Source organism: Pseudomonas sp. KU26590, from assembly GCF_026153515.1.
Classification (GTDB): Bacteria; Pseudomonadota; Gammaproteobacteria; order Pseudomonadales; family Pseudomonadaceae; genus Aquipseudomonas.
Genome location: NZ_CP110644.1, coordinates 4263042 through 4275695, shown reverse-complemented (window position 1 = coordinate 4275695; position 12654 = coordinate 4263042). Strand labels below are relative to the sequence as shown.

Here is a 12654-nt window from a genome sequence, read left to right as displayed (position 1 = left end):
CTCTCACACTAACGAATTGCGTTTTGCCATCTCGATAAGTTCTACCAGAGTCTTGGCCTTGAGTTTTTGCATCAAGCGGGTTTTGTAAGTGCTGACCGTTTTGTTGCTGAGGAACATGCCTTTGGCGATTTCCTTGTTTGTCCGCCCCTGGGCAAACAGTTGCAACACCATCAGTTCACGGTCATTGACGAGTTTGAAGCGCTCAAGCTCATTGGGGTCACCCTCTTTTTTGATCGACGCGGCAAGAGCCTGACTGGGAAAGTAATTGTAGCCGGATAATACCGCTTTGACCGAGCTGACAAGTTCGCTGAGGTCTTCCTGCTTGCACACATAACCCGAAGCGCCCGACTGCATGCATCGGATGGCGAACAGGCTCGGCGCCTGTGCGGTCAGTACGAGAATCTTCGAGGGCAGGTTCATGGCGTTGAAGCGGGCGAGGACTTCGAGCCCGTCCAGCTTGGGGATGCTGATGTCGAGGATGATCAGGTCGGGCATGCATTCACGGACCATCTGCATGGCGTCGACACCGTTGTCGGTCTCTCCGACCACCTCGTAATTTTCGTTTTCCAGAAGCATACGTATGGCCATGCGTATAACCGGGTGGTCGTCGATGATAAAAATTGAGTTCATGATCAATCCATAACGGGTGGCAAGAAAGCGCGCACCTTATCCCAGATGTTCAAGGCGCACATAAAGAGATCATGCCCGAAGCGCTATATAGGAATGTTCCTACAGAAATAAGCGTAAGTGCGTACATGGATGCACGCGGCGGTCATGAATGTTTAATGCGTAACAGCATTTACCGTTGATTTAAATGCATTTAAAAACGTGCGTTTATTTCGAATCGGAATAACCCTACGCATTCGCGAAACTGTGCCTACCTGTTTAAACACGTCGCTTGCCCGACATCAATGGCACGTTATAAATGCGCACTGGGCAGCGTGCCTGAATCGGTGCTGACAGATACCCGGATAGGACCGGCATGCAGGTGAAAATTATGCGGGCGTGGACAGCAGGCTGATCAGCTCCAGGGTGTTGAGCGGTTTGCTCAGGCACCCCAGCAACGGCAGGCCCATCGCCCTGGCTTCGGACTCAAGGCTCGCCAGCGGGTCCGCGTCGAGGCCACTGAGCAGTACGGCGCGCTGGAGCAACCCGCGCTGGTTGGCCGTCTGTATCAGCTCCAGGCCGCACATTCCCGGCAGACGCTGATCGCAGAGCAGCAGGTCATAGGGCTCGGCGCTGCGCTCCATGGCGCCGAGTGCTTCGCTGGCATTGAGCGCCGGCGTGACGCGGTACAGGCCATGGTTGTTCAGCAGGATCTGCAAGGCGATCAGCTGAAACGGATGATCCTCTACCAGCAGGATTCGGAAATCTTTAGTGAACATCGGCGGTTCCAGACGTAGGGGAGTGAGCAGGACCGTGTGACGGCGGGCCGGCGGCGCGCTCGCAGGCGGGCGGTATCTTCGGGAGGTAATGGGTCGGGTTGTCCCAAGGCTCGGAATGGCGCGGATTATTCGGCAGCGATGTACGACCAGCGATAAGGGCATTCCGACGGTTGCGTAGGAAATGTCCGAAGTTGCTGTTGGATTTCCTGAAGCGCCAATGAGAAAAGCCCGAATACAGGCTCGTATTCGGGCTTTCGCACGCGCCCTCGTAAAGGCGCAACGGCTAAAGGCACCGCTAGGCGGGGCTGGAGTGCCCCGTCATCTCGCGGGCCATTTCGCTGGCGTAGCTGTCGGTCATGCCGGCGATGAAGTCGATGACCCTGAGAAAGGACGTGTGCAGCGGCCAGCTCGGGTCAGGCGCGTTATTGCCCAGCAAATCGAGAATGCGCCGGCTTTTGAACGACGGCTCATGTCCGCCGAACTGCTCCAGCGCCGCGCCGCAGAAGGCATTCAGCAGGATTTCCAGCGTGGTGTAGGCGCCGATTTCGTGCAGCGTCTTGCGCTTGTCCTGAAAGATCTTCTTGCGCGCCATGTCCTTGGCATTGAGCACGCAGCGTTTGGCCGGCCCGTGCATGTGTTCCACCAGATCGCCTTGCAGTGTGCCGGCCAGCAGCGCGTCCTGCTGTTCGACGAAAGCGCGGGCGGCGGCGTTGGTCAGGTGCTCGATGGCCTTGCCGCGCAGAATCGCCAGCTTGCGACGGCGTGAGTCATTGGGGCCCAGCTGGCGATAGGTTTCCGGCAGATCATCGCCCACCAGTCCCAGCAGCAGCGACTCCACTTCGTCGTAGGTGAGCAACTCCATTTCAAGACCGTCTTCGAGATCGATCAGCGCGTAGCAGATGTCGTCGGCTGCCTCCATCAGGTACACCAGCGGATGCCGGGCCCAGCGTTGCTCCTCGATCTGCGGCAGGCCGAGTTTGCCGGCGATCTGTTCAAGAATCGGCAGCTCGCTCTGGTAGCAGCCGAACTTGTGTTTCTTGTAGCCCAGGGAGTCGGCGTGACGCGCCGTCCACGGGTATTTCAGATAGGTGCCGAGGGTGGCGTAGGTCAGTCGGGTGCCACCCTCGAACTGGTGGTATTCCAGCTGAGTCAGCACGCGGAAGCCTTGGGCGTTGCCTTCGAAATTGAGAAAGTCGTTGCGCTCGACTTCGCTCATCGCATCGAGCCAGCCGCGTCCTGCGGCCTGTTTGAACCAGTTGCGAATGGCGTCTTCGCCGGAGTGGCCGAACGGCGGATTGCCGATGTCGTGGGCCAGGCAAGCCGATTGCACGACCATGCCCAGATCGCTGGGGTCGCACCAGTCGGGCAGGGCGCTGCGCAGGGTTTCGCCGACGCGCATGCCCAGTGAGCGGCCAACGCAGCTGACTTCAAGTGAGTGGGTCAGGCGCGTGTGGATGTGGTCGTTGCTGGTGACCGGGTGAACCTGGGTCTTGCGCCCGAGACGGCGAAAGGCGCCGGAGAAAATGATCCGGTCGTGATCCTTGTGGAAGGGACTGCGCCCCAGTTCTTCAGGGCTGTGCAAGGTCTTGCCAAGGCGCTCGCGGGTGAGCAGGGTTTGCCAATCCAAGGCCGGTACTCCGTCGGGTGATTACCGCGCTAGCTTCCCGGTTCACCCCGCACGCTGCAAGCACAAGATCGATGAAAGGATACCCGCAGCGCCGTCAAAACCCGGCCGCGTCGACATCGATCAGCAACAGCCGCTCGCCGTTGTCGAAGAACTGCCCAGCCGTCAGGCAATACTGATTGCTGGTGGCGTCGCGGTAGGTGCTGGAAAGCGTCAGGCGCCGCTCGTGCCAGCCCTCGGCGAGCAGGTGATAGAAATAGGGCCGCCAGGACCAGTTATGGCCCAGATACCGGGCGTCTGCGGTCCACGCACCGTTGCGCCATTCCAGATTGGGCGTGAGCTGCGTGCCGTGGCGGTCGCACTGGTAAAAACGCAGCAACCACGGGAAGTCCTTGACCTGGGGCAAATCGTCCAGCGGCCCATTGCCCTCGGCCCAGCTCTGCAGCCTGGACATCAACCGGGTGAGTTGCTTGCGCAGGGTCATCAGGCGTTCACGCTCACCGACTTTCTTCGTCACGTAACGATCACGCAGGGCAGCGAAACGGTCGACGAACGCATCGGCTTCGAAGAAATCCAGCTGCGCCGGCGCGAACAGATAGCCCTGAACGTAGCGCGAGCCGCATTCGAGGGCGAAGTCCAGCTCGGCTTCGGTCTCGACCCCTTCGGCGATGATCCAGCAGCCGGTTTTCTCCGCCATCTGCGCGAGGGCCTTGACCACGTCGCTGCTGGGGCCGCCCCGCGCTGCGGCCTGAAACAGACGCATGTCGAGCTTGAGGATGTCGGGTTGCAATGCCAGCACCCGGTCCAGCTGCGAATAGCCGGCGCCGAAATCATCGATGGCGATGCGTGCGCCGGCGTCGCGATAGCGAGCCACCACCTCGTTCAGGCGCTGGCCGTCGCCGCTCAATTCGGTGATCTCAAAAACGATCCGTTCAGCGGGAATGCCATAAGTCTGCAGCTGTTTGAGGCTGGGCGGTGATTCGTCGGGGCGCAGGCGACTGATCCAGCGCGGGGAGATGTTCAGGCTGAGGAACCAGTCGCTCGGCGCCTCGTGAAAGCGGCTCAGGGCATTGTCGCGAACCTGACGATCCAGCCGACGCAATTGCACGGCCGGGCGGCGCGGGTCAGTAAATAGCGGGCCGACCGATTGCAGGCTGCCATCTGCCTGACGCAGACGGCCTAGCGCTTCGATGCCGGCGATGCGGCCCGTCGCTGTGTCGATGAACGGCTGGAAACAGGCGAGCGGTTGCCCATCGAACACATGGCCTCCTTAGTGGCGATTGGTAGGGGTGACGGTTGGTATGAGTGGATGTTCGGGGTTTGTCATCGGACAAACACCGTCACCTCACCCGATAAGGCTATCGGGCAAGGTGAGGGCAGTTAGCGAGAATGCAGCTAGCAAGAATACAGCCAGAAGGCTTTCAGCGACGGCGGGACGAGTTCTGCAGGGCCATTTTGATCAACGGCAGAACGGTTGCGCTGAACTTGATCAGGCGGGTAACGCTGCCGGTTTTTTTGCTGCGCGTGCCCTTGCCGGTGAGAAACCCGAGCAGCGTGACGACACCGACGCCCCACAGCGGCCCATGCTTGATGCCGAGGGAGCCAGGCAGGTCGGAGGCCATGCCGCGCATGCGTTGCAGGGGATGCATCAATCGCGAGGACTCCTGACGGATCTCTTGACGGTGCATCTCCATGCGCAGGCGGATCAGCGCCTTGCGCAACTCGCGACGGTTGTGGGTCTGGGGCAATTGAGGTGCGCTCATGGCATCAGTCGCTCGCGGTCGTTGGCCAGTTCTTCCAGTGTTGAGTGGAAAGGTGAAGACTCATCGAACACAGCCGCCTTCAGCCGCATGGCGCAGAACAGTGCCGCCAGGGTGTATAACCCACACAGGCCAATGATCCCGTAGAGGCGATAGCTGTCCCAGACGAGAACCAGCAGCAGCGCGGACAGGCCGATGAGCAGCAGCAACGCGAAAACCAGCGCCAGGCCTGCGAACAGCAACAGCCTGACCGTACGGGCTTTCTGCTCCTGAAGCTCGATGCCGAAAAGCTCGACATGGGTGTGCAACAGCCCCAGAAAGGCCGCACCCAGCCGCCGTGGCGAAGAGGATTGATCGGTCCCGGTTGGACCTGTCGGCTGCGTCATGGCCGTTAGCGCCGAGTGGCCAGCAGGCCCAGCAGGAAGCCGACGCCAGCTGCGATGCCTACCGATTGCCATGGATTGTTCTGAACATAGTCCTCGGTGACGATGACCGCTTCCTTGCCGCGTGCGCGCAGGGTTTCTTCGGTCAGTTTGAGGGTTTCACGTGCACGGAGCAGGCTTTCGCGAATCTGCTCACGCAATTCGTCAGCCTGTTCACCGGCCAGAGAGGCCGTGTGCGCCAGCAGTTTTTCCGTATCGGCAACCAGCGTCTGGAAGTCAGACATCAATATGTCCTGGGCTTTTTCTGCTGTAGGTCGAGCCATGGTTTTCTCCTTAGGGGATGACGATATGGGGTTTCGAGTATGGCGCATTCCTGAAGGTTCATTCCAATCGCGTGAACAGGGCGCTCGTTTCGCCGTCAGCTGTTTCTGCGCCGTTCCGGTGCGTCCGCCGAACGTCGTGCTCCAGTGTGGGTGGGCGACAGGAGCAGGGCCAGGCAGCTTGCGCAGGCTCGACGGTTTTGGCGGCCAGTTCTAGACTTGCCGATTCAACCCTTGGAATCGCAGCCACAGAGGGCCCAGCCATGCCACCGGAATGTCAGCTGTTTGGAACGTTGGGGTGTCATTTGTGCGAGGTGGCCGAAGCCGAACTGATGCCGCTGGTGGAGCACGGCTTGATGGTGGAGCTGGTCGACATTGCCGAGAGCGAGGCGCACCACAAAACCTATGGCCTCAGGATTCCCGTGTTGAGGCGGGCAGACACCGGCGCCGAACTGGACTGGCCGTTCGACACCGATCAGGTCGTGCTGTTTCTGAGCGACTGACGCGCGCGATCAGGGCATAAGCCCGCGCGTCAGCGTCGGCTTCAGAGGTATTGCGTGTCGACCACCATGGCTTGAGCGACGGCGGCTTTCTGCTCATCGGTCATGCCGTCCCAGACGTGCACTTTGGCGTAATAGCCGAGGCCGGCGACGACGTACAGGCTCAGGGTCAGCACGATGAACACCGACATGAACGTCCAGCGACCCACGTCGTGGTCCTCGTTGGAAAAGGACTGGGAGTAGTTTTCATCGTTCTGCGATGAAGTCCCGGTGGAGAGACGTTTGATCCATTGGAAGAATTGAACCAGCATGGGCGTAACCTCAAAAGTTGCGAAAAGAAATCTGTGGCGATGGCAGCACGTCGTGCAGTGGCGCTCAACGCGGGATACAAACCCTGAAAACGCAAAAAGCCCGTCGATGACGGGCTTTCTTTTTATGAGTTTCAGGTCTGGCAGGCGTTTTCGATTTCAGTCACGAGCATGTTCGTGTCCGCTCGGATTCGCGCCTGCGTGCCGATTTCGAAACATTTTAGGACAAATCATTTTGCGCATCCAGAGCCGTACCGTGGTTGTCAGACAACTGGCGCCGGTTTTTCATGCGGCATAACGTCGCGCACTTCTGTGGGGCGCGGGCTAGAGCCTTGCGGCGAAACCGTCATTTGCCCTGTCGCGTAAAGATTCTCCGGCGTTGATAATGCCGACCCTGTCGCACTCGTTATTTGAGCCTGAGCCGTTTATGTCCGCACCCGTGTTTACCGCTGCCCACCTTCAAGCCAGCACGTTGTATCTCCCGCCCGGCCCGTGGCCGACGGTGCTCGATTGCCTGTGCGAGCGCTTCAGTGCAATCAGCCGCGAGCAGTGGCTGGACCGGATCGCGCGGGGCAAGGTGCTCGACGCTGACGGCCAGCCGATCGCGGTGGAACTGGCGTACCGCGAAGGCCTGCGTATTCATTACTTTCGGGAAGTGCCCAACGAGACGCCGATCCCGGTGCAGGAGTCGATCCTGTATGCCGACCAGCATCTGGTGGTCGCCGACAAGCCGCATTTTCTGCCCGTCACCCCTGCGGGCGAATACGTCGAGCAGACACTGCTGCGGCGACTGATCCGCACCCTCGACAATCCTGATCTGGTGCCTCTGCACCGCATCGACCGGCACACGGCGGGGTTGGTGCTGTTCTCGGCCAACAAGCAAACGCGGTCGGCGTATCAGGCGTTGTTTCCAACCCGGCAGATCGACAAACGCTACGAGGCGATTGCGCCTGCGCTGCCGGACATGGCGTTTCCGCGCGTCCACAACAGCCGCTTGGTGGATGGGGAACCCTTCTTCCGCATGCAGGAGGGCGAGGGGCCGAGCAACACGGAAACCCGCGTGGAAGTCAGCGAGCAAAATGGCGGGCTCTGGCGCTATGCGCTGTACCCGGTGACCGGCAAAAAACATCAGTTGCGCGTGCACATGGCTGCCCTGGGCGCCGGCATCTGCAACGACCCGTTCTATCCCGACGTGCTCAAGGACGCCGTGGACGACTACGCCAACCCGCTCAAACTGCTCGCCCAGGGTTTGCGCTTCATCGATCCGGTGACCGGAGAGGAACGGGTCTTCGAGAGCCGGATCACGCTGGACTGGTAGCGCGCTGGTTTAGGGCTGCGGATTGTTGAAGGCAAAAAAAGACCCGCTCGATTGGCGGGTCTTTTGGCTTTCAGCGACGGTCAGTTCAGACCCTCGCGATCAACCTGAGATCACAGTTCTTTAACGGTACGAACCTGATCTTTATTGATGCGGGTTTCTTTACCGTCCAGCTGTTTGAACTCGTAGAAGCCCGACTCTTCGTCGTACTTCGGCTCGTCGGTTGCCTGGATTTCACGGCCGTCGTTCAGCGTGATCACCGTTGGCGAAGAGCAACCGGCCAGAGAGGCGAGGCTCAGTGCAAGCAGGAAGGCGGCAGGAAGAGTCCGTTGTTTCATTGCTGTGTCTCCGGGGTATTTTGTTTAGTGATGTCTCTGACGCAGAGTGTAACGGCAAAGTTCCATGAAACCTGCCCACCGCGCTCAGGGCTTGATCTGGGTCAATAGATCCGGCGTGTTGAGGTTGGCCAGACGCAGGTCGTCGGCCTCGCACTGAAACCCGACGGCGCGCAATTCTGCCATGGTCCGGCGCGGGCTGCGCTGTCCTTGCTGCCAATGCTGTTCGAACACGTTCGCGTGGTGGGTGGGAATGCAACATAAAAGCGGCTCCCACTGCTCGCCCTGACGGACCATGACCGGCGCGCCGGTATTCGCAGCCGCGGTCTGGCGCAGGCCATCGAGAAGCGCACGATCCAGCAGCGGCATGTCACAGGGGATGACCAGCAGATAGTCATGCTTCGCCACGGCAAGGCCGGCGCGAATGCCGGCGTAAGGCCCCGGAAAATCCTGTTGCTCATCCTCGACCAACCGGTCGGCGTAGCGCGCGTACTGCTCGCGGTTGCGGTTGCACGAAATGATCAAGTCATCCGTGAGCGGTCGCACCAGCGCGTATAAATGCTCGATAAAAGGTTTGTCGCGCCACACGATCAGGCCTTTGTCACGCCCGCCCATACGCCGACCCTGGCCGCCGGCGAGCAGCAGGATGGAGCAGGGCGGGAGGGCGTCGGAAGGGGTCATGATCAGCTCGGTTGGCGCGGTAAAAAACAGGTGCTGTGATATAACACCGCCCTGTTTCCTCTACAACCGGACCTCGCCATGAAAGCCAAGGCAGACTCGCCTTTCGTACCCCTCAACATCGCTGTTCTGACGGTCAGTGACACCCGTACTTTTGAAACCGATACCTCCGGCCAGATGTTCGTCGACCGCCTGACCACGGCCGGTCATGGCCTGATCGAGCGCGTGCTGCTCAAGGATGACCTGTACAAGATCCGCGCCCAGGTGGCGACCTGGATCGCCGACGATGAAGTGCAAGTCGTGCTGATCACCGGCGGCACCGGTTTCACTGGCCGCGACAGCACGCCGGAAGCCGTGGCCTGCCTGCTGGACAAACAGGTGGACGGTTTTGGCGAACTGTTCCGCCAGATTTCCCTGCCCGACATCGGCACCTCGACCATTCAGTCCCGCGCCCTTGCCGGCCTGGCCAACGGCACGCTGGTGTGCTGCCTGCCGGGCTCGACCAACGCGGTACGCACCGGCTGGGACGGCATTCTCGCGGATCAGCTGAACAACAGCTTTCGCCCGTGCAATTTCGTGCCGCACCTGAAGAAGGCCGAACCCTGCGCGACCCGCGGGTGAGCCGTTATGAGCGCACCTGAAAAGAGTCGCCTGATGCCGGTCGAAGAGGCCATGCAACGATTGATGGACCTCGCGGCCGCCGCGCCGATCAGCGAGCGTGAAACCGTGGCGCTGGCCGATGCCCTCGGGCGCGTGCTGGCCGAGGATCTGGTCTCGACGCTGGATTTGCCGCCGTGGCCCAACAGCGCCATGGACGGTTATGCGATGCGCGTGGCGGACTGGACCGGCGAGCCGTTGCCGGTGAGCCAGCGGATCTTCGCCGGGCACGCGCCCGAGCCACTGCAATCCGGGACCTGCGCGCGGATCTTCACCGGTGCCCCGGTTCCTGAAGGGGCTGATTGCGTCGAGATGCAGGAAAACGCCGAGGTTCAAGCCGACGCGACCGTGCGCTTTCTCGAACCGATAAGCGCCGGTCAGAACATTCGCCCCAAAGGGCAGGAAACCACCGTCGGCGACAAGGTGCTGGATGCCGGCACCGTCATGAACCCGATTGAACTGGGCCTGGCCGCCAGCATGGGCTTCGGCCACGTGCAGGTCATGCGCCGCGCCCGGGTCGCGGTGCTGTCCACGGGCGATGAGTTGATCGAGCCCGGGCAGCCGCTGGGACCGGGGCAGATTTACAACAGCAATCGCGTGTTGCTGTGCAGCTGGCTGACGCGGCTGGGCTGTGAAGTGGTCGATGCGGGCATTCTTCCCGACAACCTCGAGAAAACCCGCGCGGCGCTGGGCAACCTGAACGACGTCGACCTGATCCTCTCCACCGGCGGCGTGTCCGTGGGCGAGGCGGATTTTCTCGGTCATGCGCTGAGGGAGGAGGGCGAGATCGCCCTGTGGAAACTGGCGATCAAACCCGGCAAGCCGCTGACCTTCGGCCATTTCCGTGGCGTGCCGGTGATCGGTCTTCCGGGCAATCCGGCCTCCACGCTGGTGACCTTCGCGTTGCTTGCACGGCCCTATCTGCTCAGACGCTTGGGCGTGCAGACCGTCAAGCCGCTGGAGTTCCAGGTGCCGGCTGCATTCACCTGGACCAAACCGGGAAACCGGCGCGAATACCTGCGCGGACGTCTTGAACAGGGCCGGCTGGTTGCCTACCGCAATCAGAGTTCAGGTGTACTGCGCAGCGCCGCCTGGGCCGACGGGCTGATCGAGATTGTGGAGGGCACAACGGTGGCGGAGGGCGACTTGCTCAACTTCATTCCGCTGAGCGAGGTCATGGGCTGAAGAGGCTGGTCCTCGGTTCGACGGAAGACCAGCGTCATATGAAGAATTGTGTAGGAGCGCGCTTGCCCGCGAAAGCATTCATCCTGTCGCCGAATATGCCACCTGACACACCGCCTTCGCGGGCAAGCGCGCTCCTACAGGTGGTCTCGGTTTAACCGAAGGACCTACTGTCTAGCCTTGGCGGCAGGCTGAGCGTCGCTCGCTTCTTCATCCATCCGGTCGGATTCAAACAGCTCGGACAGTTCGGTTCGGGCCTCCAGCGCGCTTTGCATGACCTTCGCGGCGTCGTCGTAGATCAAGTGCTGGCGATTCAGCACTTGTTCGTCATGACGTTTGAATCGATCAATCCGCGCGGCCGCCTGGGCTTCACTGAGCCCCAGCCCGATCAGCGTGCGGCGGGTCAGTTCCAGGCTTGAATAGAAGGTCTCCCGCACCGCCTCGGCGTCCAGGTCCAGCAGGCGGTGAACGTGCTGGCGGTTACGGGCCCGGGCGATGATCTTCATGTGCGGGTACAGCCTGCGCACCAGCTCGGCAGTCTTGATGTTGGTGTCCGGGTCATCCGTGGCGATCACGAAATATTCGGCTTGATCTACCTTCGCGGCGCGGAGGATTTCCGGGCGCAACGGGTCGCCGTAGAACACCGGCACATTACCGAAGCTGCGGGTGAATTCGATGGTTTCCACCGAGGTGTCCAGCGCAATGAACGGTATGTTCTGGGCGCGCAGGATACGTGCAACGATCTGCCCCATCCGGCCCATGCCGGCGATGACCACACGCGGGTTGCCGGATTCGATTTCCTTGTATTCGGCCGGCACTTCCTTGACCACCGGTTTGGGTTTCAGCCAGCGCGACAGGACCAGCAGCAACAGCGGCGTCAGCGCCATCGACAAGGTGATGGTCAGCACCAGGGTGTCGTACAGGGCGGCATCGAACAGACCCTGATCGCGGCCGATCTTGAACACCACGAAAGCGAATTCACCGCCCGCCGCCAGGACCAGCCCGAGGCGCAGCGCGCTCTGCTTGCCCAGCCCGCCCGCCAGACGCCCGACGAAGAACAGCAACGGCAACTTCAAACCGATCAGCAACAGCGTCAGGCCCAGCACGGTGAACGGCGAGTTGATCAGCAGGCCGATGTTGGCGCCCATCCCGACGCTGATGAAGAACAGCCCCAGCAGCAGGCCTTTGAACGGCTCGATCTGCGCTTCCAGCTCATGGCGGTATTCGGAGTCCGCCAGCAGCAGGCCGGCAAGAAACGCCCCCAGCGCCATGGACACGCCCACCAGATCCATCAGCCACGCCGTGCCGATCACCACCAGCAACGCGGTCGCGGTGGAGACTTCCTGCAATTTGGTTTTGGCGACGATGCGGAACACCGGACGCAACAGGTAACGACCGCCGACCACGACAATGGCGATGCCACCGAGCACTTGCAGGCCGTGACGCAGGGAATCGCCGGAACTGGCATCGTGCGAACCGCCCGCCAGCATCGGCACCAGGGCGATCAGCGGAATGGCCGCGATGTCCTGAAACAGCAGAATGGCGAAGGCCAGGCGACCGTGGGGCGCATTGAGCTCCTTGCGTTCAGCCAGGCTTTGCAAGCCAAAAGCGGTCGATGACAGCGCCAACCCCAGGCCGAGTACCACGGCGCTGTTGAGCGGCTGATTGAAGCCCAGCAACGCGACCGCGCCGATGGCCACACCGGTGAACAGCACCTGCGCCAGGCCGACACCGAACACCGATTTGCGCATGGTCCAGAGGCGTCGGGGCGACAACTCCAGGCCAATGATGAACAACAGCAGCACCACGCCCAGCTCGGAGATGTGCGCAACGCTTTGCGGGTCGCCGATCAGGCCGAGGCAAGACGGGCCGATGATCACGCCCGCGATCAGGTAGCCAATCACGGCGCCCAGTTGCAGGCGTTTGGCCAGAGGAACCGTGAGAACGGCGGCGAGCAGGAACACGACTGCGGCCTGCAACAGGCTGCCTTCATGGGGCATTGGGAACTCCTTGTTGAAAGAGGGCGGAGGAAGGATTCTGCGTTTTTTGCAGACCCGTCCTACCGTCCTGAAACGCTTGAGCGACTGAAAAGTGCGCGTATTAAACCACGTGAAAGTGACGGACATCAGCGGCCGAGACGCTTCGCCGCAGCCGTGACGCAGCCCCGATGCGGGCGCTGGCGTGTCAGCGTCGACGTGAGCAGGTAC

General features: G+C 61.2%; 15 protein-coding genes. 4 read left to right on the top strand and 11 right to left on the bottom strand.

Annotated elements, in window-relative coordinates:
• Positions 1-3: 3 nt before the first annotated feature.
• The 7 genes from OKW98_RS19010 to OKW98_RS18980 all read right to left on the bottom strand — a co-directional run bounded on the left by OKW98_RS19010 (position 4) and on the right by OKW98_RS18980 (position 5475).
• On the bottom strand, positions 4-630 hold the full coding sequence (locus tag OKW98_RS19010) for a response regulator transcription factor (RefSeq protein WP_065991486.1): 627 nt from the start codon (positions 628-630) through the stop codon (positions 4-6).
• Between the two features lie 365 nt (positions 631-995).
• Positions 996-1385, bottom strand: coding sequence for a response regulator (locus tag OKW98_RS19005; protein ID WP_265386163.1), 390 nt, complete (start codon positions 1383-1385; stop codon positions 996-998).
• A gap of 295 nt (positions 1386-1680) precedes the next feature.
• Positions 1681-3012 (bottom strand): deoxyguanosinetriphosphate triphosphohydrolase, encoded by a 1332-nt coding sequence (locus OKW98_RS19000; protein ID WP_265386162.1) that lies wholly within the window; start codon positions 3010-3012, stop codon positions 1681-1683.
• Positions 3013-3106: 94 nt separating this feature from the next.
• A complete protein-coding gene (locus tag OKW98_RS18995) occupies positions 3107-4270 on the bottom strand; it encodes an EAL domain-containing protein (protein ID WP_265386161.1) in 1164 nt (387 codons plus the stop codon).
• A gap of 160 nt (positions 4271-4430) precedes the next feature.
• The gene (locus tag OKW98_RS18990; RefSeq protein WP_265386160.1) at positions 4431-4772 is read right to left on the bottom strand and encodes a hypothetical protein; all 342 of its coding nucleotides are present in this window, start codon (positions 4770-4772) and stop codon (positions 4431-4433) included.
• Entirely contained in the window at positions 4769-5155 is a 387-nt protein-coding gene (locus tag OKW98_RS18985; protein WP_265386159.1) for a phage holin family protein, read from the bottom strand. Before OKW98_RS18985 ends, OKW98_RS18990 begins: the two co-directional genes overlap by 4 nt.
• Before the next feature lie 5 nt (positions 5156-5160).
• Complete coding sequence (locus tag OKW98_RS18980) at positions 5161-5475, bottom strand: DUF883 family protein (RefSeq protein WP_065991492.1); 315 nt, start codon at positions 5473-5475, stop codon at positions 5161-5163.
• A 260-nt stretch (positions 5476-5735) separates the two neighbouring features.
• Between OKW98_RS18980 and OKW98_RS18975 the strand changes: the two genes are divergently transcribed.
• Entirely contained in the window at positions 5736-5975 is a 240-nt protein-coding gene (locus OKW98_RS18975) for a glutaredoxin family protein (RefSeq protein ID WP_265386158.1), read from the top strand.
• Between the two features lie 41 nt (positions 5976-6016).
• On the opposite strand, the gene OKW98_RS18970 is transcribed toward OKW98_RS18975, so the two are convergent.
• The gene (locus OKW98_RS18970) at positions 6017-6283 is read right to left on the bottom strand and encodes a hypothetical protein (RefSeq protein ID WP_265386157.1); all 267 of its coding nucleotides are present in this window, start codon (positions 6281-6283) and stop codon (positions 6017-6019) included.
• Between the two features lie 424 nt (positions 6284-6707).
• Between OKW98_RS18970 and OKW98_RS18965 the strand changes: the two genes are divergently transcribed.
• Positions 6708-7598 (top strand): pseudouridine synthase, encoded by an 891-nt coding sequence (locus tag OKW98_RS18965; protein WP_265386156.1) that lies wholly within the window; start codon positions 6708-6710, stop codon positions 7596-7598.
• Between the two features lie 110 nt (positions 7599-7708).
• Here OKW98_RS18965 and OKW98_RS18960 read toward each other — a convergent pair whose 3' ends face one another.
• Entirely contained in the window at positions 7709-7933 is a 225-nt protein-coding gene (locus tag OKW98_RS18960) for a YgdI/YgdR family lipoprotein (protein ID WP_074887297.1), read from the bottom strand.
• 84 nt (positions 7934-8017) lie between these two features.
• Positions 8018-8611: a molybdenum cofactor guanylyltransferase MobA gene (gene mobA, locus OKW98_RS18955; protein ID WP_265386155.1), complete on the bottom strand. Its 594-nt coding sequence runs from the start codon at positions 8609-8611 to the stop codon at positions 8018-8020.
• 78 nt (positions 8612-8689) lie between these two features.
• Here mobA and moaB point away from each other — a divergent pair, with 78 nt between their 5' ends.
• Together moaB and glp are read left to right on the top strand one after the other, a co-directional pair.
• Positions 8690-9229: a molybdenum cofactor biosynthesis protein B gene (gene moaB / locus OKW98_RS18950; protein ID WP_065991499.1), complete on the top strand. Its 540-nt coding sequence runs from the start codon at positions 8690-8692 to the stop codon at positions 9227-9229.
• A 6-nt stretch (positions 9230-9235) separates the two neighbouring features.
• A complete protein-coding gene (glp, locus tag OKW98_RS18945) occupies positions 9236-10450 on the top strand; it encodes a gephyrin-like molybdotransferase Glp (protein WP_265386154.1) in 1215 nt (404 codons plus the stop codon).
• Positions 10451-10614: 164 nt separating this feature from the next.
• Here glp and OKW98_RS18940 read toward each other — a convergent pair whose 3' ends face one another.
• Positions 10615-12447: a monovalent cation:proton antiporter-2 (CPA2) family protein gene (locus OKW98_RS18940; RefSeq protein ID WP_265386153.1), complete on the bottom strand. Its 1833-nt coding sequence runs from the start codon at positions 12445-12447 to the stop codon at positions 10615-10617.
• Positions 12448-12654: the final 207 nt, after the last annotated feature.

Coding starts and splice junctions, on each gene's coding strand:
- OKW98_RS19010 (WP_065991486.1), bottom strand. CDS start 630: ATGAACTCAATTTTTATCATCGACGACCACCCGGTTATACGCATGGCC.
- OKW98_RS19005 (WP_265386163.1), bottom strand. CDS start 1,385: ATGTTCACTAAAGATTTCCGAATCCTGCTGGTAGAGGATCATCCGTTT.
- OKW98_RS18990 (WP_265386160.1), bottom strand. CDS start 4,772: ATGAGCGCACCTCAATTGCCCCAGACCCACAACCGTCGCGAGTTGCGC.
- OKW98_RS18985 (WP_265386159.1), bottom strand. CDS start 5,155: ATGACGCAGCCGACAGGTCCAACCGGGACCGATCAATCCTCTTCGCCA.
- OKW98_RS18980 (WP_065991492.1), bottom strand. CDS start 5,475: ATGGCTCGACCTACAGCAGAAAAAGCCCAGGACATATTGATGTCTGAC.
- OKW98_RS18975 (WP_265386158.1), top strand. CDS start 5,736: ATGCCACCGGAATGTCAGCTGTTTGGAACGTTGGGGTGTCATTTGTGC.
- OKW98_RS18970 (WP_265386157.1), bottom strand. CDS start 6,283: ATGCTGGTTCAATTCTTCCAATGGATCAAACGTCTCTCCACCGGGACT.
- OKW98_RS18965 (WP_265386156.1), top strand. CDS start 6,708: ATGTCCGCACCCGTGTTTACCGCTGCCCACCTTCAAGCCAGCACGTTG.
- OKW98_RS18960 (WP_074887297.1), bottom strand. CDS start 7,933: ATGAAACAACGGACTCTTCCTGCCGCCTTCCTGCTTGCACTGAGCCTC.
- mobA (WP_265386155.1), bottom strand. CDS start 8,611: ATGACCCCTTCCGACGCCCTCCCGCCCTGCTCCATCCTGCTGCTCGCC.
- moaB (WP_065991499.1), top strand. CDS start 8,690: ATGAAAGCCAAGGCAGACTCGCCTTTCGTACCCCTCAACATCGCTGTT.
- glp (WP_265386154.1), top strand. CDS start 9,236: ATGAGCGCACCTGAAAAGAGTCGCCTGATGCCGGTCGAAGAGGCCATG.
- OKW98_RS18940 (WP_265386153.1), bottom strand. CDS start 12,447: ATGCCCCATGAAGGCAGCCTGTTGCAGGCCGCAGTCGTGTTCCTGCTC.